Consider the following 18,927-nt stretch of genomic DNA (forward strand, 5'->3'; position numbering starts at 1 on the left):
CGCGCTAGCGATCGAGGGCGGCGAAGCGCTCGACGTCGACGTTCGTGCCCGACACGATGATCAGGTCGTGGTTGGTGACGACCGTGTTCGCCTCCGCATAGCGGAACGGCTTGCCGGGGCTCTTGATGCCCACCACCGTGACGTTGTACTTCGTGCGCACGCCCGACTCGTTCAGACCGACGCCGCGCACGAACTTCGGCGGGTACATTTTCGCCAGCACGAAGTCGTCGTCGAACCGGATGAAGTCGAGCATGCGGCCGCTCACAAGGTGGGCGACGCGCTCTCCGGCCTCGCGCTCGGGGTAGATCACGTGGTTCGCGCCCACGCGGGCGAGGATCTTGCCGTGCGACTGCGAGACCGCCTTGGCCCAGATCTGCGGCACCTTGAGGTCGACGAGGTTGGCCGTGATCAGCACGGAGGCCTCGATGCTCGAGCCGACCGCGACGACCGCGACCTGGAAGTCCTGCGCGCCGATCTGCTTGAGAGCGTCGATGTTGCGCGCGTCCGCCTGCACGGTGTGCGTCACCCGCTCCGACCACTTCTGCACGAGGCCGAGGTCCTCGTCGATCGCGAGCACGTCGCGATCCAGCCGGTCCAGCTCGCCCGCGCACGCCGCGCCGAACCGGCCGAGGCCGATCACCAGGACGGGCGCGTCGCTGCGGATCTGCTCAACCAACGATCGGCCTTTCGACGGGCAGCGAGTACAGCTGCCGGCTGGACGTCGCGGCGACCGCCGCGGCAAGTGTGACTGTACCAACGCGGCCCATGAAGATCGTCACGGCCAGCACGTAGGCGGCCGAGTCGGGGAGCGCGGCGGTGAGGCCCGTCGAGAGCCCGACGGTCGCGAAGCCCGAGATGACGTCGAACAGCACCATCGCGATGGGCGCCTGCGTGATCTGCGCGATCACGATGGTCGCCAGGGCGACGATCGTGGCTCCCCACGCGACGACCGCCACCGCGACGCGCTGCACGTCGCTCGGGATGCGGCGCCCGAACGCCTCGACGCTCGTGCGGCCCTTCGCCTCCGACCACACGCCGAGAGCGAGCACCGCGAGCGTGGTGACCTTGATGCCGCCCGCGGTCGAGGCCGATCCGCCGCCGACGAACATGAGCATGGAGCCGACCACCATGGACGATCCGTGCAGCTCGCTGATGTCGACGACCGAGAAGCCCCCGGATCGCGTCATCGCCGACAGGAACAGCGACTGGAACGTCGTGTCCCACGCGTCGCGATGACCCAGCGTGCCCGGGTTCAGGTACTCGAGCGCCACGAACGCGCCCGCGCCGGCGAAGAACAGCACGGCCGTGGTGACGAGCGTGAGCTTGACGTGCAGGTTCCAGCGGCGGGGGGTGAACAGCTGCTTCGACAGCACGTAGATGACCGGGAAGCCGATGCTCCCGAGGAACACGCTCAGCATGATCACCGAGAGGAAGACGTAGTCGTGCTGGAACGGCTCGAGCCCGCCGACGTTCAGCGTGAAGCCCGTGTTGGTGAACGACATGGCGGCGTACTGCGGCGCCATCCACAGGGCGTCGGGCCAGTCGTAGCCCGCCATCAGGATCGACGGCAGCAGCAGGATCGCCACGGCGCCCTCGATGATGACGGTCGACAGCGCGACCGTGCGCAGCAGCTGGCCCACCTCGCCCAGGCGCACCGTCTGGCTCTCGTGCACGGGTCCGCCATGCGAACGCAGCGGATTCGTGTCGCCCGCGGCGATCAGCTTGGCGCGCAGCCCCAGCCTGCGGGAGACGATCAGGCCGAGCAGCGACGCGAGGGTCAGCGCGCCCATGCCGCCGATATTGACGCCGACGAACAGGACGGCGTGGCCGAACGGCGACCAATGGGTCGCCATGTCCACGGTCGTCAAGCCCGTCACGCAGATCGTCGACATCGCCGTGAACAGCGCATCCGAGAGGCGGGTGACGCTGTGGTCGGCCGACGCGAGCGGCAGGGACAGCAGTCCCGTGAAGATCAGCACGAGCGACGCGAAGACGAGGATCGCGAAGCGCGAGGGCGAGGACGTGGTGAGGTCGCGAAGAGCCTCGCCGAAGCGGGCCCATGCCGCGCGCGGCACGAACGGCGTGCCTGGCGACATCCCCTCCCCCTTCGTACAGGCCGGAACCGATCCGGATCATGGTACTCCGCATGGCACCCCGCTACCCTGGCCCCATGGCGGACATCTTCGACGTGATCGCGGACGGCACCAGGCGCGAGATCCTGCAGCTGCTGCTGCGACGGTCGTCGGAGGCAGTCACCGGCACGAGCGTCTCGCAGATCGTCGCCGCACTCGGCGTGAGTCAGCCCACGGTCTCGAAGCACCTCAAGGTCCTGCGCGAGTCGGGCCTCGTCACGGTGCGCGAGGAAGGCCAGCACCGCTACTACAGCCTGTCGCCCGAGCCGCTCGAGCAGGTGGACGACTGGCTGGTGCCGTTCTTCGTGACGGAGGGCGACTTCGAGGACGTCACCGAGCTCGGCGCGCCCGCGCTGCCCGAGCCGGCCGCTCGCGCGGCCGAGGCCGTCGGCCGCGCCGCCGCATCCGCGAAGAACGTCGTGCAGTCCGCGCTCAAGCGTCTCGGGGCATAGACCGGCCGCACCGTGCGGTGCGAGGCATATCCCGCGGGGTCCCCTCGTGTGAGAGGGACCCCGCGAGACCGCACGGGCAGCACGAGTCATCGCCGCAGGCCGATGTCTCCTCACCGGGACGAGGTCTCGGGACGACGGACCGCTCGGGCCGGCCGCGAGCTCAGCGCCGGCCGGCCTTGAGGCGGAACAGCCAGGCGCCGACCGCGATCGCGATCGCCAGGATCGCGAGGCACCACCCGACCGCCCAGGCCGGGTCGGATCCCGCGTCGCCGCCCAGCAGCAGCGCGCGGATCGTGTCGATCACGGGCGTGAGCGGCTGGTGCGCGGCGATCGGCTCGAGCCAGTCCGGCATGCTCTCGACCGGCACGAACGCGCTCGAGACGTAGGGCAGGAACAGCAGGATGAAGCCGTAGGCGCTCGCCGCCTCCGGGCTGCCCGATGCGAGCCCGATCGCCGCGAAGAGGTAGGTCAGGGCGAGGATGTAGAGGGCGATGAGCGCCGCGGTGGCGAGCCACTCGAGCGGCTCCGCCGTGGGGCGGAACCCGACGAGCAGTGCGACCCCGACCACGACGGCCGTCGCGACGAGGTTGCGCACCAGGCTCGAGATCACGTGCCCCGTGAGCACGGCGCTCGCCCGGATCGGCATGGTCCGGAAGCGCTCCATGATCCCGTTCGTCATGTCGCGCGCGACGTACATCGCGGTCGAGCTCGCGCCGTAGCCCGCGCAGGTCAGGATCGCCCCCGGAACGACGAAGTCGACGTAGCGCCCGGACGGATCGATCGCACCGCCGAACACCCACGTGAACATCAGCATCAGGATCACCGGCAGCATGATCGCCATCAGCAGCGATTCGCCGTCACGCAGCGAATGCCGCACGCTCCGGCCGATGAACACCGCCTCGGCGGTGAGCCCGCCCGGCACACGGCGAGCGGGAAGGGTGACGGCGGTCATGCGAACTCCTTCTGAGTCTCGGGCCGCTCGGCGGCGGCGGCGGGGGAACCGTCTGTGAGGGCGAGGAAGACGTCGTCGAGCGTCGGGCGCCGGACGGTGACCGTGCCCTCGAGCCCCCGGCTCGCGAGCGCTTCGAGCGCGCGGCGCACGCCGGCGACGGTTCCTTCCGCGGGCACCGCGTCGATCACGCTGCCGTCCGCGTCCTGCAGCTCGATCGTCTCGCCGCCCACGCGCGCCTTCAGCTGCGCGGCCGTGCCGAGCGCCGCGATACGGCCGTCGTGCAGCACGGCGATGCGATCCGCGAGCCGGTCGGCCTCCTCCAGGTACTGGGTCGTGAGGAAAACGGTCGTGCCGTTGTCGGCGAGTGAGCGGATCACGTCCCACAGCTCGCGGCGGCTGCGGGTGTCGAGGCCCGTGGTGGGCTCGTCGAGGAACAGGACCTCGGGCTGCACGACGAAGCTGAGCGCCAGGTCGAGGCGGCGGCGCATGCCACCCGAGTAGGTGGCAACGCGCCGCTGTGCGGCGGCCGTCAGGTCGAAGCGCTCGAGCAGCTCCGTCGCGCGGCGGCGTGCCGCGACGCGGCCGAGTCCCGACAGCCGGCCGAACATCACGAGGTTCTCGGCCGCGGTCAGCACGTCGTCGACCGCGGCGGCCTGGCCGGTCAGCGCGATGCGCCGCTGCACTGCGCCCGGTGCGCGGGCCACGTCGTGTCCCGCGATCCGAGCGCGGCCCGCGTCGGGCTTCAGCAGCGTCGTGAGGATCGCGATCGTCGTGGTCTTGCCCGCGCCGTTCGGCCCGAGCAGGGCGAACACCTCGCCGGGGGCGACCCGGAGGTCGAGCCCGTCGAGCACCCTGCGGCGGGCGGCGCCCCTGCCGAAGGACTTGGTCAGGCCTTCGACGTGGATGGCGGGTTCCATGGTGACTCCTTTCGTGCGGTGGTGAATGCGTGCCGCCCAACTGTGTATGGGCGAAACTGTTTATGACGCTAACACACTGTTTACGCCATATACAGACCTAGACTGGCCCCATGACGGAGACGGACGAGCCCATCGAGCTGCCGCGAGGGGTCGCACTCGCCTGGGGCGTCGCGGCGAACCCGCAGCGTGGCCCCAAGCGCGAGATGAGCGTGGAGCGCATCGTCGACGCCGCCGTCGAGCTCGCCGACGCAGAGGGACTCGCGGCGGTGTCGATGGCGGCCGTCGCGAAGCGGCTCGGGTTCACGCCCATGTCGCTGTACCGCTACGTCAGCGCGAAGGACGACCTGCTGCTGCTGATGCAGGAGGAGGCGACCGGCCTGCCGCCCGAGGAGGTGCACGAGGCCACGGGCTGGCGCGCGAAGCTCGAGGTGCTCTACCGCGCGCAGGTGGGCATCTTCACCCGGCACCCGTGGGTGCTGTCGATCCCTATCACCGGCCTGCCCGTCACGCCGGGAAGCTCGGCGTGGATGGAGGCCGGCCTCTCGGCGCTCGACGGCACGGGGCTGGACGCCGACGAGCGGATGGCGGTGGTGCTGCTCACGACGGGTCTCGCGCGCTGGAACGGCATCGTGTTCTCCGGGTATGCCGCGCAGGCGCACGACAGCGGCCTGACCCCGGACGAGATCGCGGTGCGCGAGCACGCGCTGCTCGACGCGGTGATCTCCGCCGACGGCCATCCGCGCCTGCGCGATGCGATCGACTCGGGCGTGATCATGTCGGAGCGGGATCCGTTCCGGTTCGGACTCGAGCGCGCTCTCGACGGCGTCGAGGCCTACATCGCCCGCCTCGCGAAGGGCGGCGAGAGATCGGAACCGGTCCTCGCCGAAGAGGACGACGAGGGGGCGCTGCTCGCGGACAAGCGCTACCGCGATGCCCGCCGCGCGGTGCGCGATGCCCAGCGCGCGCTCGCCGCGGCGCGCAAGCAGGAGCGGCAGACGGCGCGGGAAGCGCGCGAGCGGCTCGCGCGCAAGGCCTGACGCCCCGGGATCCGCGTCATGATGCGGATCGCGCGAACATCCGTCCCACCCGCAACAGCGGTCACTCGGGTTTACATCCGCCGCGCGCAACCCCTAAAGTGAAGCGACAGTGAAGAGGAGGCCCAGTGCCTGAGATGCCGGATGTTCGGTTCCTGACGGTCGCCGAGGTCGCCGAGATCATGCGCGTGTCCAAGATGACCGTGTACCGGCTCGTCCACTCGGGGGAGCTTCCCGCCGTGCGCTTCGGTCGCAGCTACCGCGTGCCCGAGTCCGCGGTGACCGCCGCGCTGCAGCGTCCCATCGCGGACGCCGGCTGACCGGCCGTCACCCGCCTCTCGCAGGTCGCGCGCGCCGCATAGGGTAAACTGTCCCGAAGGCACGTTTCGCCGTGCTCGTTCCCGGACGCCGCAGGCTCGGCGTCCAACCCCCTGACATTGTGAGGTTTCCGTGGGTTCTGTCATCAAGAAGCGCCGCAAGCGCATGGCGAAGAAGAAGCACCGCAAGCTGCTTCGCAAGACTCGCCACCAGCGTCGCAACAAGAAGTAAGACGCTGCAACCACTGACGCCGGTCCCGATTCGGGCCGGCGTTTCTGGTTTCCGGCGTAGCGTCGGGGCATGAGGATCTCCCGCCGCGCGGCAGCGGGTGCCGGCGTGGCCGCCGCGGTGCTCGGCGCCGGTGCGGGCGAGGCGCTCGCGGCGCTGCTGTCGCCACGCTCGAGTCCGTTCGCGGCGATCGGGGCGGCGCTCATCGACTTCGCGCCGACCTGGGCTAAGGATCTCGCGATCGCGCTGTTCGGCACCGCCGACAAGGTTGCGCTCCTGGTGCTGATCGGCGTCGTGCTGCTTGCGATCGCCGCGGTCGCCGGTCTCGTGCAGCGCCGCAGGCCGCCCTGGGGCGCGGTGATGGCGGGCACTCTCGGTGTGCTCGGCGCGGTGGCCGCGGTCACGCGTGCCGACGTGGGGCCCCTCGCGTTGATCCCGTCGCTCGCGGCCGGCGTGGTCTCGGCCGCGACCCTCGGGATGCTGCTCCGTCCCGCCGATGCGGCGGACGCCGGCGAGGCCCCAGCGCTGTCGCGTCGCTCTTTCCTGCTCACGAGCACGGCTGCGGTCGTCGTCGGAACCGCCGCGGCGGTCTGGGCGGCGACCCGCACGGCGAGCGAGCGCGCGGTGGCGGCGATACGCGCGGCGCTGACCCTGCCGGCACCCGCGTCCGCGGCGACCATCCCGCAGGACGTCGAGCTCGCGATCGACGGGCTCACTCCCGTCATCACGCCGAACGATGCGTTCTACCGCATCGACACCGCGCTGGTGGTGCCGGAGATCGACCCGGCTCAGTGGCGGCTGCGGATCCACGGCATGGTCGAACGGGAGATCGAGGTCTCGTGGGACGAGCTGCTCGCGCTGCCGCTCGTCGAGCGCGTGATCACCCTCGCGTGCGTGTCGAACGAGGTGGGCGGCGACCTGATCGGCAACGCCGCGTGGCTCGGCCATCCCCTCCGCGAGCTCCTCGCGCGGGCGTCGCCGCTGCCCGACGCCGACATGGTGCTCTCGCGCTCGCAGGACGGCTTCACGGCGAGCACGCCGCTCCAGGTGCTCACGGACGAGCGCGACGCGCTGCTGGCGGTGGGGATGAACGGCGAGCCCCTCCCGCTCGCGCACGGCTTCCCGGTGCGGATGGTCGTGCCCGGGCTCTACGGATACGTGTCGGCGACGAAGTGGGTCGTCGAGCTCGAGGTCACGCGCTTCGACCGCGCCCGGGCGTACTGGACGGATCGCGGCTGGTCCGAGCGCGGCCCCATCAAGCTGCAGTCGCGCATCGACGTGCCGCGCGCCGGCGAGGTCGCCGCGGGCGAGGTCACGTTCGCCGGTGTCGCCTGGCACCAGCACGTCGGCGTCGCGGGGGTGGAGGTGCAGCTCGACGACGGTCCGTGGCGGAAGGCGACGCTCGCGACCGCGATCTCGTCGGACACATGGGTGCAGTGGTCGCTGCGCGCCGAGGTGGCCCCCGGCGACCACGTCGTGCGATGCCGGGCGATCAGCGCGGACGGCGAGGTGCAGACGTCCGACACCGCGCCGCCCGCGCCCGACGGGGCGACCGGATGGGACAGCCGCCGGTTCGAGGCGGCCTGAGCACCGAATTGAGCGGCGATACTGTTCGACTCGTCGCTGCGCTCCTCGCTCAACCACCCCGGGGGCGCCCGGCTCTGCCGGACGCCGGATAATGAGGGGTATGAACGAGATCTCGGTGCAGGACCTGCACGCCCGCAAGGACGTCCCCCTCGTCGACGTGCGCGAGGTGCACGAGTTCGAGGCCGGCCACGTGCCGGGCGCGGTCAACATCCCGATGTCGCAGCTCGGGGAGCGCATCGGCGAGCTCCCCGCCGAGCCGTTCGACGTGATCTGCGAGGTCGGCGGACGGTCGGGCCGGGTCGCCGAGGCGCTGAGCCAGCGTGGCTACGAGGTCACGAACGTCGCGGGCGGCACGAGCGCGTGGCGCGAGGCCGGCTACCCGATCGACCTCTGAAGTCCGACGTGACGACGCTCACGCTGATCGGCAAGGCCGACTGCCACCTGTGCGACGTCGCGCGCGAGGTCGTCGACGAGGTGCTCGCCGGGCTGCCGGGGGAAATCGCCGACGCCGTCGAGGTGCGCGAGGCCTCCATCCAGGACGACCCCGCTCTGTACGACGCGTGGTGGGAGAAGATCCCGGTCGTGCTGATCGACGACCGGCTGCACGGCCACTGGCGCATCTCGCCGGACCGGCTGCGCACCGCCCTGACCGAGGCCGCGGACGCCCGCGCCTGATCGCTCGACCCGAGGAGAACCGTGATCCGTCACATCGTCATGTTCCAGCTCGCCTCCACCGATCCGGTGCAGCGCGAGGCGCAGATCGAGGGCGCGCGCGCCGCGCTCGTGGGCCTGGTGGGCGTCGTGCCCGGCCTGCGCCGCCTGGAGGTGCACGCGAACGTGCTGGACGACGATCGCAACTCCGACTTCGTGATCGACGCCGACTTCGACGACCTCGCGGCGCTCGAGACCTACGCCGACCACCCCGAGCACCTGAAGGCGGTCGACTACATCGGGACGATCCGCAAGGACGGCACGCGCGCCGCGATCGACTTCGAGGTCTGACCGCTCAGAGCGCCGCGGCCGCCGCGCGGCCCGCGACGCGGCCGGAGAACAGGCAGCCGCCGAGGAACGTGCCCTCGAGCGCGTTGTAGCCCATCATCCCGCCGCCTCCGAAGCCCGCGACCTCGCCCGCCGCATACAGTCCGGGGATCGGCGTGCCTCGCCGCTCGTCGGCGGTGCCGCCGGGGGAGGGCGCGAGGCAGCGGCCCTGCAGGTCCGTCTCGAGTCCGCCGAGCGTCTTGCGCGACAGGATGTGGAGCTTGACCGCGATGAGCGGACCGGCCTTCGGGTCGAGGATCCGGTGCGGGCTCGCGACCCGGATGAGCCTGTCGCCGAGATAGCGGCGCGCGCCGCGGAGCGCGGTCACCTGCGCGTCCTTCGCGAACGGGTTGGCGATCTCCCGGTCGCGCTCCTCGATGATCCTGCGGAGGTCTGCTTCGTCGATCGCGGGACCCGTCGGATCCGCCTGCGCGAGCCGGTTCATGCCCGCCACGAGGTCGCGCAGGGTGTCGGCGACGACGAAGTCCTCGCCGTGCTGCTTGAAGGCCTCGACCGGGCCCGGCGCCCCCTTCCCGATCCGCTTCGCGAGGAGCCTGAGGTCGCGGCCCGTGAGATCCGGGTTCTGCTCGGATCCGGACAGCGCGAACTCCTTCTCGATGATCTTCTGCGTCAGGACGAACCAGGAGTAGTCGTGGCCGGTGCCGCGCAGATGCCGGAGCGTGCCGAGCGTGTCGAAGCCCGGGTAGAGCGGCGCGGGCAGGCGGTTGCCGGTCGCGTCGAGCCAGAGGGAGGACGGCCCAGGCAGGATCCGGATGCCGTGATCCGCCCACACGGGGTCCCAGTTGCGCAGGCCCTCGACGTAGTGCCACATCCGGTCGGGGTTGATCACGCTCGCTCCCGCGTCCTGCGTGATGCGCAGCATGCGGCCGTCCACGTGCGCGGGCACGCCGCTGACCATGCTGCGCGGCGGAGTGCCGAGCCGCTCGGGCCAGGCCGCGCGCACGAGGTCGTGGTCGCCGCCGATGCCGCCCCCCGTGACGATCACGACCTGGGCGCGCAGCTCGAACTCGCTCGTGGTCACGCGGCTGGACGGGCGACCGCGCGCGACGTCCGACGGCTCCAGGACCCCACCGCGCACGCCCGTCACGGCGCCGCCCTCGAACACGAGCGCGTCGACCCGATGGCGGAACGCGAAGCGGATGCGCCCGGCCTCGACGTGCGCGCGCACGCGCCTCTCGAACGGCTCGACGACGCCGGGCCCCGTGCCCCATGTGATGTGGAATCGCGGCACCGAGTTGCCGTGCCCGGCCGCGCGCCCGTCGCCGCGCTCCGCCCAGCCCACGACGGGGAAGATCCGGTGGCCCATCGCATGCAGCCACGCGCGCTTCTCACCGGCCGCGAAATCCAGGTAGGCCTCGGCCCACGCGCGCGGCCAGTGGTCCTCGGCGCGATCGAACTGCGCGCTGCCGAACCAGTCCTGCCGAGCCAGCTCGAGCGAGTCGCGCACGCGCATCCGGCGCTGCTCGGGGCTGTTCACGAGGAACAGCCCGCCGAGGCTCCAGAAGGCCTGCCCGCCGAGGGACTGCTCGCCCTCCTGATCGACGAGCACGACGCGCGCGCCTCGATCGGCGGCCTCGGCCGCTGCCACGAGCCCGCGAGCCCTGCCCCCACGACGACGATGTCGGTGTCCACGAGGGGAGGCTACCGGTGCCGCCCGCCGTACCCCGCAACCCGGCGCCGAACCCGCACGAGAACGCCGAACCCGCGTGCGATCGCACGCGGGTTCGGCGTCAAGATGCGCGTTGGCCGCGGGTCAGACCTCGACGACCTCCGGCTCGGCGTCGACGCCGGCTTCGGCGCGCTGCTGCGGCGTGATCGGGGCCGGGGCCTCGGTCAGCGGGTCGAAGCCGCCGCCCGACTTGGGGAAGGCGATGACCTCGCGGATCGAGTCGGTCTTCGTGAGGTGCTGCAGCACGCGGTCCATGCCGAGCGCGATGCCGCCGTGCGGCGGGGCGCCGAACTTGAACGCGTCGAGCAGGAAGCCGAACTTCTCCTGCGCCTGCTCCTCGTCGATGCCCATGACGGTGAAGACGCGCTTCTGGATGTCCTCGCGGTGGATGCGGATGGATCCGCCGCCGAGCTCCGATCCGTTGCAGACGATGTCGTACGCGTACGCGAGCGCCGACCCGGGGTCGGTGTCGAAGGTGTCCTCGAACTCCGGCTTCGGGCCCGTGAAGGCGTGGTGCACGGCGGTCCAGGCGCCGGCGCCGACCGCGACGTCGCCCGAGGCGACGGCGTCGGAGGCGGGCTCGAACATCGGCGCGTCGACGACCCACGTGAACGCGAACGTGTCGGGGTCGAGCAGCCCGAGGCGCTTGCCGATCTCGATGCGGGCGGCGCCCAGCAGCGCGCGGCTGGCCTTGGTGGCGCCCGCGGCGAAGAACGCGCAGTCGCCGGGCTTGGCGCCGACGAGGTCCGCGAGGCCCGCCTGCTCGGCCTCGGACAGGTTCTTGGCGACGGGGCCGCCCAGCGTGCCGTCCTCGTTGAACAGGACGTACGCGAGGCCGCGCGCGCCGCGCTGCTTCGCCCACTCCTGCCAGGCATCGAGCGTCTTGCGCGGCTGGCTCGCGCCGCCGGGCATCAGGACCGCGCCGACGTACTCCGACTGGAACACGCGGAACGGGGTCTCGCGGAAGTAGTCCGTGGCCTCGACGAGCTCGAGACCGAAGCGCAGGTCGGGCTTGTCCGAGCCGTACTTCGCCATGGCATCGGCGTAGGTCATCCGCGGCAGCGGGGTCTGCACCTCGACGCCGATCGTCGCCCACATCGCCCGGATGACGTCCTCCATCATCTCGATGACGTCCTCCTGGTCCACGAAGCTCATCTCGATGTCGAGCTGGGTGAATTCGGGCTGGCGGTCGGCGCGGAAGTCCTCGTCGCGGTAGCAGCGGGCGATCTGGAAGTACTTCTCCACGCCCCCGACCATGAGCAGCTGCTTGAACAGCTGCGGGCTCTGCGGCAGGGCATACCAGCTGCCGGGGTGCAGGCGCGCCGGCACGAGGAAGTCGCGCGCGCCCTCGGGCGTCGAGCGGGTGAGGGTCGGGGTCTCGACCTCGACGAACTCGCGCTCGTGCAGCACGTCTCGGATCGCCTTGTAGACCTGCGAGCGCAGGCGGATGGCGCTCGCCGGACCCTGACGGCGCAGGTCGAGGTAGCGGTGCTTGAGACGCACCTCCTCGCCGATGGGGTCTGCGCCCTCGCCGCCCGAGACCTGGAACGGCAGCGGTGCGGACTCGTTGAGCACCTCGACGTCGGACGCGATGAGCTCGATCTCGCCTGTGGGGAGGTTCGGGTTCTCGTTGCCCGCGGGACGGCGGCCGACCTCGCCCGTGACCTTGAGCACGAACTCGCTGCGCAGGGGATGCGCCACGGACTCGTCGCGGATGACGACCTGAGCGATGCCGGATGCGTCGCGCAGATCGATGAACGCCACTCCGCCGTGATCGCGGCGGCGGTCGACCCAGCCCGTGAGGGTGACGGTCTGACCGATGTGCTCGGCGCGCAGCGAGCCGGCGGTGTGGGTGCGAAGCACGAGGGATCCTCCCGATGTCAAGAAATCTGGTCAAGTCTACGTGTCGGGATATCCCTGCCCGGGCTCGGGGGCAAGCCCCCAGCCTTCCGAGAGGCGCAGCCGGTAGCGTCGCACGAGTACCCGCGCCGACGACCGAAAGGCCATCCCGCATGACGACGACCGCTTCGGCCGCCGACGGATCCTGGCTCGGCGGTCTCGTCGACGCCCTCGTCGGGCTCATGGACGTGATCGGCCCGTACGGAGCCGGCCTCGGCGTGGCCGCGGAGAACCTCTTCCCGCCCATCCCGAGCGAGGCGATCCTGCCGCTCGCCGGGCTCGCGGCGTCGCGTGGGTCCTTCGCGCTGTGGGAGGCGATCCTGTGGACGACGGTGGGGTCCATCGTCGGCGCGCTCGCCCTCTACGGCATCGGCGCGTGGATCGGACTCGAGCGCCTGCGCCGGATCGCGGACAAGCTGCCGCTGGTCAAGGTCGACGACGTCGACAAGACCGTCGACTGGTTCCACCGCCACGGCGGGGCGGCGGTGTTCTTCGGCCGGTTCATCCCGATCTTCCGCAGCCTGATCTCCATCCCGGCGGGCGTCGCGCGCATGCCGGTGTGGCGCTTCGTGCTGCTCACGGGACTCGGAAGCCTGATCTGGAACACGATCTTCGTGCTGGTGGGCTGGTTCCTCGGCGAACAGTGGCACATCGTCGAGCAGTACATGGACGTCGCGCAGAACGTCGTGATCGCCGTGGTGGCGCTCGCGATCGTGTGGTTCGTCGTGGTGCGCGTGCGCTCGCTGCGGGCCGACAAGCGCCGCCAGCAGTAGCCGCGAAGCGCCAGGGGGGTCGCGACGAGCGGTCGCCGCCATCGGTCAGCCGGTCGTCAGGGCCTCCGCGATGTTCTCGATCGCCGCGATGCCCGCGGGCATGCGCCACTGGGCCGGGTCGTTCGAGCTCGTGGTCGTCACGGCGATGCGGTAGCCGGGCAGCCACGACTCGAGCTCCAGCCCCGTCGGCACGTAGGCGCCCACCGCGTAGCCGGCGACCGCGTCGAGCGCATCCGACTTCTGCACGCCGCCGAGCTCGGTCTTCTCGGCCTCCGTGCGGCGGCGCGCGACCTCGTCGGCGTCGGCGTTCTCGCGCGACACCCACACCTCGACGCGCGATGTCACGCCGCGGTCCGTGATCGACTTGCCCTTCTCGGCGGCCCAGCCGCACGCGACGCGGCTCGAGCTCGACGCCGTGATGCCGCGCAGCTCGTGGAACCCCTTCGCGAGCGGCGCCGCGAGGGCGAACAGGTCGTCGCACGTCAGCAGCGACAGCCCGAGCCCGGCGATCGCGTCGACGACGACGTGCGCGGCGTCGGGATCGGCCCACTCGTCGGGGAGGCGGGACGCGAAGCGCGCCCGCTCGTCCGGCGTGCACTCCGCGAGCGGCGCCACCGCCGCGGCCGCCGCGTCGCGCCAGGCCGGGGTCGTCGCGAGGTCCTCCGTGGGGGAGCGGAACGGCGGCTGCGCGGCGAGCACGGCGAACAGCGCGGCCGCATCCGCCTCCACGTCGGTGCACGTGGCGGCCCAGGAGCCCGGCGCCGGGGCCTCGCCGCCCGCGAGCACGGTCCAGGATGCGCCGCCGGGCGGCGCCGCCGCGGCCGCGACGAGCGCCTCGGCGGATGATGCGGCGAGGGTGTCGAACGCGCCGGCCGCACCGATCCGGAGTGCGGCGGCGACGGCCCGGGCGCCCTGCACCTGGGCGGGCTCGGCGTCCGGCGTGATGGCGGGCGGCTGCGTCAACTCGGCCGCACATGCCGTGAGGGCGGTGCCGAGCTCCGACACGGTCGCCGCGTCCTCGAGCGGCCGCGTCTGCGCGGCGCCGCAGCCGTACAGGTCGGAGATCAGCCCGGTCACGGACGGATCCGGCACCTCGCCGAGCGACACGTGGCGCGCGAACGCCGCGAGCAGATCGACGGTCGCCGTTCGGGTGTCCACGCGCGCGACGGCCCGCAGCGCGGGCTCGCCCGCGCTCAATCCGACGTCGACGCCTGCGCCGGGCGGCAGGAGGGCCGTCGCCTCGTCGTCGACGAGCCCGGCCGCGATCCGCCAGAAGCGCTCTCCGGCGTCGTCGCGCGTCACCCAGGCGAACGCCGCGTCGCCCGTGAGCTCGAGCGCGCGCGAGGTCGCCTCCCGGCTGCGCGTCCTGATCGTCAGCACGTCGGACTGATGCGCCTCGAAGCAGGACAGGACCGCGGACTCGGGCCGCGCCAGATCGGGATCCGCGGCCGTGCCGACCCAGTCGGGCAGGGCCGCGTCCTCGCAGCGCGGCGCGACCGGCTCGACCGGCGGCGCCGCGGGATCGGCGATCGCCGCGGTCGCCCACGTCACGATGCCGCTTCCCGACATCTGCACCGACAGCGCGCCGTCGGCCACGGCGGGGGCGCCCGGCTCGGGCACCCACACGCGCCGGTCGTCGTCCCAGCGCACGAGCGCCGCGGCCGTCGCGGCCTCGGCGGGCACCTCGGACATGTCCCACGAGAGTGTGACAGGGGCGCCGAATGCGACGGGCGTGTCCAGCCGCACCGGCGTGCCGAACACCTCGCCCGCGATGCCGGAGTCGGCGCTCGCGATCGGCGCGCCGACGGTCACGTTCGCGACGTTCGTCGTGACGGCGCCCTCGGGCACGTCGACGGTCACGTCCGCCGTCTTCCACTGGTCGCCGTCGCGGTCGACCTGCGTCGTGCGCGCGTCCGCGAAGGACGGGGCGGGGTCGCGCCGCGCCTCGCCGGCGGACGGCTCCGGCACGCAGGCGGCGAGCCCCAGGACGAGCGTCGCCGTCGCGATCGCGGCGGCCGCGCGGCGCAGTGCTGTCCTCACGCGTCCACGGTAGCCGCGGCCGGCGCGACCTCCGGGGCGGCGCTCCGCGATCGGCTCCGGCGGCGGCGAGCCGTTCGTAGGATGGAGCCGACAGGCGAACAGCAGGGGAGCTCATGCCGGCCGAACTCATCCACCTCGTGCGTCACGGCGAGGTGTACAACCCCGACCGCGTGCTGTACGAGCGCCTTCCCGGCTTCCGCCTGAGCGACGACGGCCGCCGGATGGCTCGCGCCGCCGCCGAGCACATCCACGGTCTGGGGCGCCCGGTCTCGGCGGTGCTCAGCTCGCCCCTGCAGCGCACGCTCGAATCGTCCGAGCCGTTCACCGAGCTGTTCGGGCTCGAGCCGCGCGTCGAGGACCGCGTGATCGAGCCGACGAACGTGTTCGCGGGGCTGCGGATGAGCCGCGCGCTGCGCAAGCCGTGGAAGTGGCGGCACCTGCGTCGCCCGTCCGTGCCGAGCTGGGGCGAGCCCTACACCCAGGTCGTGGAGCGGATGCGCGCCGCGCTCGACGAGATGTGGCACACGACGCCCGGGGGAGACGTCGTGGTGGTGACGCATCAGGCGCCCATCTGGCTCACGCACCTGTCGGTCGCGGGGCTGCCGCTGCCGCACGACCCGCGCACCCGCCGGTGCGCGCTGTCGAGCGTCACGTCGTTCGAGCGCGTGGGCGACGTCTGGCGCGAGGTGTCGTACGCGGAGCCCGCGCCGCTCGACGACGCGGTCGACGTCGGGGCTGTGTAGCGCCCCCACGTTCGGCTGGCGCTCAGCCCGCCCATAGCGCGAAACGTAGGATGGGGGAGTGTTCCGCGCAGCCCGATCCGCCCGCCGTCTGACAGCGCTCCTGGGTGCCGCGGCGCTCGCTCTGACGCTCGCGGCGTGCAGCCCGGACCCGGTCGCCGAGGACTATCGCGAGGGTTCCGACAAGGGCTACATCTCGGGCCCGTTCCAGGTGCAGGAGATCCCCGAGGCGGATCGCGGCGAGCCCGTCGTGTGGGCAGGCGTAACCGACACGGGCGAGGAGCTGTCGAGCGAGGACGTCGCGGGCGACGTGGTCGTCGTGAACTTCTGGTACGCGCAGTGCCCGCCGTGCCGCGTGGAGGCCGCGCACCTCGAGTCGGTCTGGCAGGACTACCGCGACGAGGGCGTCTCGTTCGTCGGCGTCAACACGATCGACCAGGCGGATCAGTCCCGCTCGTTCGCCGAGAAGTGGGGCGTCACCTACCCCAGCGTGATCGACGCGAACGACGGCGACGTCAAGCTCGCCTTCGCGGCCGTCTCCCCGATCAGCGCGACGCCCGTGACGCTCGTGCTGGACGCGCAGGGGCGCGTCGCCGCGCGCATCCTCGGCGCGATCGACGGCCCGTCGATCCTCGCCACGCTCGTGAAGGACACGCTCGAGGAAAGCGCGTGAACCCCGGCGCCCTCGTGCTCGACGGCGCGCTGTGGGCCGCGATCCCGATCGCGCTGGCGGCCGGGCTGCTGTCGTTCCTGTCGCCGTGCGTGCTGCCGCTCGTGCCCGGCTACCTGGGCTTCCTCAGCGGATCCGTCGCGCCGCGCGCCGCGCGACCGTCCGCGCCCGGAGCGGAATCCGGTGCGCTCGCGGGGCGCGGGCGCCTCGTCGGCGGCGTTCTGCTGTTCATCGCCGGATTCACGCTCGTGTTCGTCACGATCATCGTGCTCGGCGGCGTGGCGGGTGGTGCGATGGCGCGCTTCTCGCTGCTGTACGGCGACATCATCACGCGCGTGCTGGGGGCGCTGATCATCCTGCTCGGGCTGGTGTTCATCGGCTTCTTCGGCTTCGCGCAGCGCACGGCGAAGCTGCAGCTGCGCGGCGACCTCGGCCTGGTCGGCGCGCCGCTGCTCGGCATCGCGCTCGGCCTCGGCTGGGCCCCGTGCATCGGCCCGACGCTCGGGGCGATCCTCGCCATCGCGTGGCAGCAGGGCGACGCGACCCGCGCCGGCCTCCTGGGGCTCGCGTACTCGCTCGGCCTCGGCATCCCGTTCCTGCTCGTCGCGCTCGGCTTCGGCTGGGCGACCCGGTCGCTCTCGGTCCTGCGCCGGCACGTGCGGATCGTGAACATCGTCGGCGGCGTGCTCCTCGTCATCCTGGGCGTGCTGATGGTGACCGGCGTGTGGACCATGATCATGTCTCGCCTGCAGGGGGTGTTCGCGAATGTCCCGACCCTTCTCTGAGCAGGTCGCCGACGCCCGGGAGACCGAGCGCGACGGATCCGAGCCGCTGCGGCCGTCGGACCACGTCGACGGCGACGGCGGCATCAGCTCGCCCTCGCTCGGCGTGACCGGCTGGCTGCGGTGGGGGTGGCGTCAGCTCACGAGCATGCGCACCGCGCTCATCCTGCTGCTGCTGCTCGCGATCGCCGCGGTGCCGGGATCGATCTTCCCGCAGCGCATGGCGAACCCGAACGGCGTGACGCAGTGGGAGCGCGACAACCCCGAGCTGTTCCCGATCCTCGACGCGATCCAGATGTTCGACGTGTACATGTCGGCCTGGTTCTCGGCGATCTACATCCTGCTGTTCGTCTCGCTCGTCGGATGCATCCTGCCCCGCACGAAGCACCACTGGAAGGCGCTGCGGTCGCGGCCGCCGCGCACCCCCGCGCGCCTGTCGCGGCTCGACGACCACCTCGAGCAGCGGATCGACGGCGACGCCGACCAGGCCGCGCACGCGATCGACATGGCGCAGGCGCAGCTCAAGGCGGCCGGGTATCGCGTCGAGCGGTACGACGCGCGCGGCGCGTTCTCGGCCTCGGCCGAGCGCGGCTACCTGCGCGAGACCGGCAACCTCGTCTTCCACGCCTCGCTCGTGGGCGTGCTGCTCGCGGTCGGCATCGGCGGCGGCTTCGCCTACACGGGGCAGCGTGTGGTCGTCGAGGGGCAGACGGTCGTGAACGCGCTCGTCGACTACTCGTCCATGAACCGCGGCCGCTTCGTCGGCGACGACGCCCTGTCTCCCTACGCCATGCGCCTGGACTCCTTCGACGTCACCTACCAGCCGCCGGCGCCGCTCGGCTCCGGGCAGGCCGGCGACTTCGCGGCGAACGTCGCGGTGCGCGAGCCGGACGGCGCGGAGGCCGAGGGCACCGTGCGCGTCAACCATCCGCTCGACGTCGGCGGCGAGCGCATCTACCTGCTCGGCAACGGCTACGCTCCCACGATCACGGTGCGCGACGCGGATGGCGAGACCGTGTTCAGCGAGGCCGTGCCGTTCCTGCCGCAGGACACCAACATGACCTCCCTCGGCGTCGTGAAGATCGCCGACGGCCTGCCCGAGCAGATCGGCATGATCGGCTTCTTCTACCCGACGCAGGGAGAGCTGAACAACGGTGCCAAGACCTCCGTCTACGGCGACACGCTCGACCCGCTGCTGACGCTCAACGTGCACTCTGGCGACCTCGGCATCGACGGCGGCGTGCCGCGCAGCGTGTACGAGCTCGACACAACGGGGATGACGCAGCTCACGGGCGGCGACACGGGCGTCGACTCGATCGAGCTCGCGCCCGGCGAGACGGCCGACCTGCCGAACGGGCTCGGCACCGTCACGTTCGAGGACGAGACGCCGGAGGGCGCCGATCCCGCGCAGGTCGGCATGACGGAGTCGGTCAAGCGCTTCGCGTCACTGCAGACCCATCGCGACGAGTCGGCGATCTTCGTGCTCGTGTTCGCGGTGCTCGCCGTGCTGGGCCTGCTCACCGCGCTGTTCGTGCCGCGACGTCGCGTGTGGGTGAAGGCGACGCCGGACGCCGACGGCATCCGGCTCGAATACGCCGCCCTCGCACGTGGCGACGACCCGACCCTCGCGACCGCGATCGAACAGCTGCGTACCAAGCACCTCGACAGCCTGTAG

The 18,927-nt window shown here is 72.0% G+C and carries 19 protein-coding genes and 1 pseudogene; 13 read left to right on the top strand and 7 right to left on the bottom strand.

Annotated features, from left to right (window positions below; all coding sequences use genetic code 11):
• Positions 1-4: 4 nt before the first annotated feature.
• Entirely contained in the window at positions 5-676 is a 672-nt protein-coding gene (locus tag BJP60_RS02740) for a potassium channel family protein (protein ID WP_203137398.1), read from the bottom strand.
• Positions 669-2,096 carry a TrkH family potassium uptake protein gene (locus tag BJP60_RS02745; RefSeq protein ID WP_203137399.1) on the bottom strand — a complete coding sequence of 476 codons (1,428 nt, stop codon included), beginning with the start codon at positions 2,094-2,096 and terminating at the stop codon, positions 669-671. Before BJP60_RS02745 ends, BJP60_RS02740 begins: the two co-directional genes overlap by 8 nt.
• Positions 2,097-2,170: 74 nt before the next feature.
• On the opposite strand from BJP60_RS02745, the gene BJP60_RS02750 reads away from it, so the two are divergent.
• Entirely contained in the window at positions 2,171-2,584 is a 414-nt protein-coding gene (locus BJP60_RS02750; protein WP_203137400.1) for an ArsR/SmtB family transcription factor, read from the top strand.
• Between the two features lie 160 nt (positions 2,585-2,744).
• Here BJP60_RS02750 and BJP60_RS02755 read toward each other — a convergent pair whose 3' ends face one another.
• Together BJP60_RS02755 and BJP60_RS02760 are read right to left on the bottom strand one after the other, a co-directional pair.
• Positions 2,745-3,536: an ABC transporter permease gene (locus BJP60_RS02755; protein ID WP_203137401.1), complete on the bottom strand. Its 792-nt coding sequence runs from the start codon at positions 3,534-3,536 to the stop codon at positions 2,745-2,747.
• Positions 3,533-4,453, bottom strand: a complete 921-nt coding sequence (locus tag BJP60_RS02760) for an ATP-binding cassette domain-containing protein (RefSeq protein WP_203137402.1) — start codon at positions 4,451-4,453, stop codon at positions 3,533-3,535. Before BJP60_RS02760 ends, BJP60_RS02755 begins: the two co-directional genes overlap by 4 nt.
• Before the next feature lie 110 nt (positions 4,454-4,563).
• On the opposite strand from BJP60_RS02760, the gene BJP60_RS02765 reads away from it, so the two are divergent.
• The 7 genes from BJP60_RS02765 to BJP60_RS02795 all read left to right on the top strand — a co-directional run bounded on the left by BJP60_RS02765 (position 4,564) and on the right by BJP60_RS02795 (position 8,622).
• The gene (locus BJP60_RS02765) at positions 4,564-5,490 is read left to right on the top strand and encodes a TetR/AcrR family transcriptional regulator (RefSeq protein ID WP_203137403.1); all 927 of its coding nucleotides are present in this window, start codon (positions 4,564-4,566) and stop codon (positions 5,488-5,490) included.
• A gap of 125 nt (positions 5,491-5,615) precedes the next feature.
• Entirely contained in the window at positions 5,616-5,807 is a 192-nt protein-coding gene (locus BJP60_RS02770) for a helix-turn-helix domain-containing protein (protein WP_055992940.1), read from the top strand.
• 130 nt (positions 5,808-5,937) lie between these two features.
• Positions 5,938-6,036, top strand: coding sequence for a 30S ribosomal protein bS22 (locus BJP60_RS02775; protein WP_003792170.1), 99 nt, complete (start codon positions 5,938-5,940; stop codon positions 6,034-6,036).
• Between the two features lie 69 nt (positions 6,037-6,105).
• Positions 6,106-7,620 (top strand): molybdopterin-dependent oxidoreductase, encoded by a 1,515-nt coding sequence (locus BJP60_RS02780; protein ID WP_203137404.1) that lies wholly within the window; start codon positions 6,106-6,108, stop codon positions 7,618-7,620.
• Positions 7,621-7,720: 100 nt separating this feature from the next.
• The gene (locus BJP60_RS02785) at positions 7,721-8,014 is read left to right on the top strand and encodes a rhodanese-like domain-containing protein (RefSeq protein ID WP_203137406.1); all 294 of its coding nucleotides are present in this window, start codon (positions 7,721-7,723) and stop codon (positions 8,012-8,014) included.
• A gap of 8 nt (positions 8,015-8,022) precedes the next feature.
• On the top strand, positions 8,023-8,295 hold the full coding sequence (locus tag BJP60_RS02790; protein ID WP_203137407.1) for a glutaredoxin family protein: 273 nt from the start codon (positions 8,023-8,025) through the stop codon (positions 8,293-8,295).
• Between the two features lie 21 nt (positions 8,296-8,316).
• The gene (locus tag BJP60_RS02795; protein WP_203137408.1) at positions 8,317-8,622 is read left to right on the top strand and encodes a Dabb family protein; all 306 of its coding nucleotides are present in this window, start codon (positions 8,317-8,319) and stop codon (positions 8,620-8,622) included.
• 4 nt (positions 8,623-8,626) lie between these two features.
• On the opposite strand, the pseudogene BJP60_RS02800 reads toward BJP60_RS02795, so the two are convergent.
• Positions 8,627-10,311, bottom strand: a pseudogene (locus BJP60_RS02800) (FAD-binding dehydrogenase).
• Between the two features lie 121 nt (positions 10,312-10,432).
• Positions 10,433-12,211, bottom strand: a complete 1,779-nt coding sequence (gene aspS / locus BJP60_RS02805) for an aspartate--tRNA ligase (protein ID WP_203137410.1) — start codon at positions 12,209-12,211, stop codon at positions 10,433-10,435.
• A gap of 149 nt (positions 12,212-12,360) precedes the next feature.
• Here aspS and BJP60_RS02810 point away from each other — a divergent pair, with 149 nt between their 5' ends.
• Positions 12,361-13,020 (top strand): DedA family protein, encoded by a 660-nt coding sequence (locus tag BJP60_RS02810; protein ID WP_203137411.1) that lies wholly within the window; start codon positions 12,361-12,363, stop codon positions 13,018-13,020.
• Between the two features lie 45 nt (positions 13,021-13,065).
• On the opposite strand, the gene BJP60_RS02815 is transcribed toward BJP60_RS02810, so the two are convergent.
• Positions 13,066-15,060 (bottom strand): hypothetical protein, encoded by a 1,995-nt coding sequence (locus BJP60_RS02815; RefSeq protein ID WP_203137412.1) that lies wholly within the window; start codon positions 15,058-15,060, stop codon positions 13,066-13,068.
• Positions 15,061-15,173: 113 nt separating this feature from the next.
• On the opposite strand from BJP60_RS02815, the gene BJP60_RS02820 reads away from it, so the two are divergent.
• The 4 genes from BJP60_RS02820 to resB are packed head-to-tail and all read left to right on the top strand — an operon-like array spanning position 15,174 to position 18,927.
• Positions 15,174-15,803: a histidine phosphatase family protein gene (locus BJP60_RS02820; RefSeq protein ID WP_203137413.1), complete on the top strand. Its 630-nt coding sequence runs from the start codon at positions 15,174-15,176 to the stop codon at positions 15,801-15,803.
• A gap of 58 nt (positions 15,804-15,861) precedes the next feature.
• Positions 15,862-16,473: a TlpA family protein disulfide reductase gene (locus BJP60_RS02825; protein WP_238439531.1), complete on the top strand. Its 612-nt coding sequence runs from the start codon at positions 15,862-15,864 to the stop codon at positions 16,471-16,473.
• Positions 16,470-17,255 (top strand): cytochrome c biogenesis CcdA family protein, encoded by a 786-nt coding sequence (locus tag BJP60_RS02830; RefSeq protein ID WP_203137415.1) that lies wholly within the window; start codon positions 16,470-16,472, stop codon positions 17,253-17,255. The genes BJP60_RS02825 and BJP60_RS02830 overlap by 4 nt, the downstream gene beginning before the upstream one ends.
• Positions 17,236-18,927: a cytochrome c biogenesis protein ResB gene (gene resB / locus BJP60_RS02835; RefSeq protein WP_203137417.1), complete on the top strand. Its 1,692-nt coding sequence runs from the start codon at positions 17,236-17,238 to the stop codon at positions 18,925-18,927. Before BJP60_RS02830 ends, resB begins: the two co-directional genes overlap by 20 nt.

This window comes from Microbacterium sp. JZ31, from assembly GCF_016805985.1.
Classification (GTDB): domain Bacteria; phylum Actinomycetota; class Actinomycetes; order Actinomycetales; family Microbacteriaceae; genus Microbacterium.

Bases quoted from the DNA above. Each gene is read 5' to 3' on its own strand.
- BJP60_RS02810 (WP_203137411.1), top strand. From the start codon at position 12,361: ATGACGACGACCGCTTCGGCCGCCGACGGATCCTGGCTCGGCGGTCTC.
- BJP60_RS02765 (WP_203137403.1), top strand. From the start codon at position 4,564: ATGACGGAGACGGACGAGCCCATCGAGCTGCCGCGAGGGGTCGCACTC.
- BJP60_RS02780 (WP_203137404.1), top strand. From the start codon at position 6,106: ATGAGGATCTCCCGCCGCGCGGCAGCGGGTGCCGGCGTGGCCGCCGCG.
- BJP60_RS02745 (WP_203137399.1), bottom strand. From the start codon at position 2,096: ATGTCGCCAGGCACGCCGTTCGTGCCGCGCGCGGCATGGGCCCGCTTC.
- resB (WP_203137417.1), top strand. From the start codon at position 17,236: ATGTCCCGACCCTTCTCTGAGCAGGTCGCCGACGCCCGGGAGACCGAG.
- BJP60_RS02820 (WP_203137413.1), top strand. From the start codon at position 15,174: ATGCCGGCCGAACTCATCCACCTCGTGCGTCACGGCGAGGTGTACAAC.
- BJP60_RS02785 (WP_203137406.1), top strand. From the start codon at position 7,721: ATGAACGAGATCTCGGTGCAGGACCTGCACGCCCGCAAGGACGTCCCC.
- BJP60_RS02760 (WP_203137402.1), bottom strand. From the start codon at position 4,453: ATGGAACCCGCCATCCACGTCGAAGGCCTGACCAAGTCCTTCGGCAGG.
- BJP60_RS02755 (WP_203137401.1), bottom strand. From the start codon at position 3,536: ATGACCGCCGTCACCCTTCCCGCTCGCCGTGTGCCGGGCGGGCTCACC.
- BJP60_RS02750 (WP_203137400.1), top strand. From the start codon at position 2,171: ATGGCGGACATCTTCGACGTGATCGCGGACGGCACCAGGCGCGAGATC.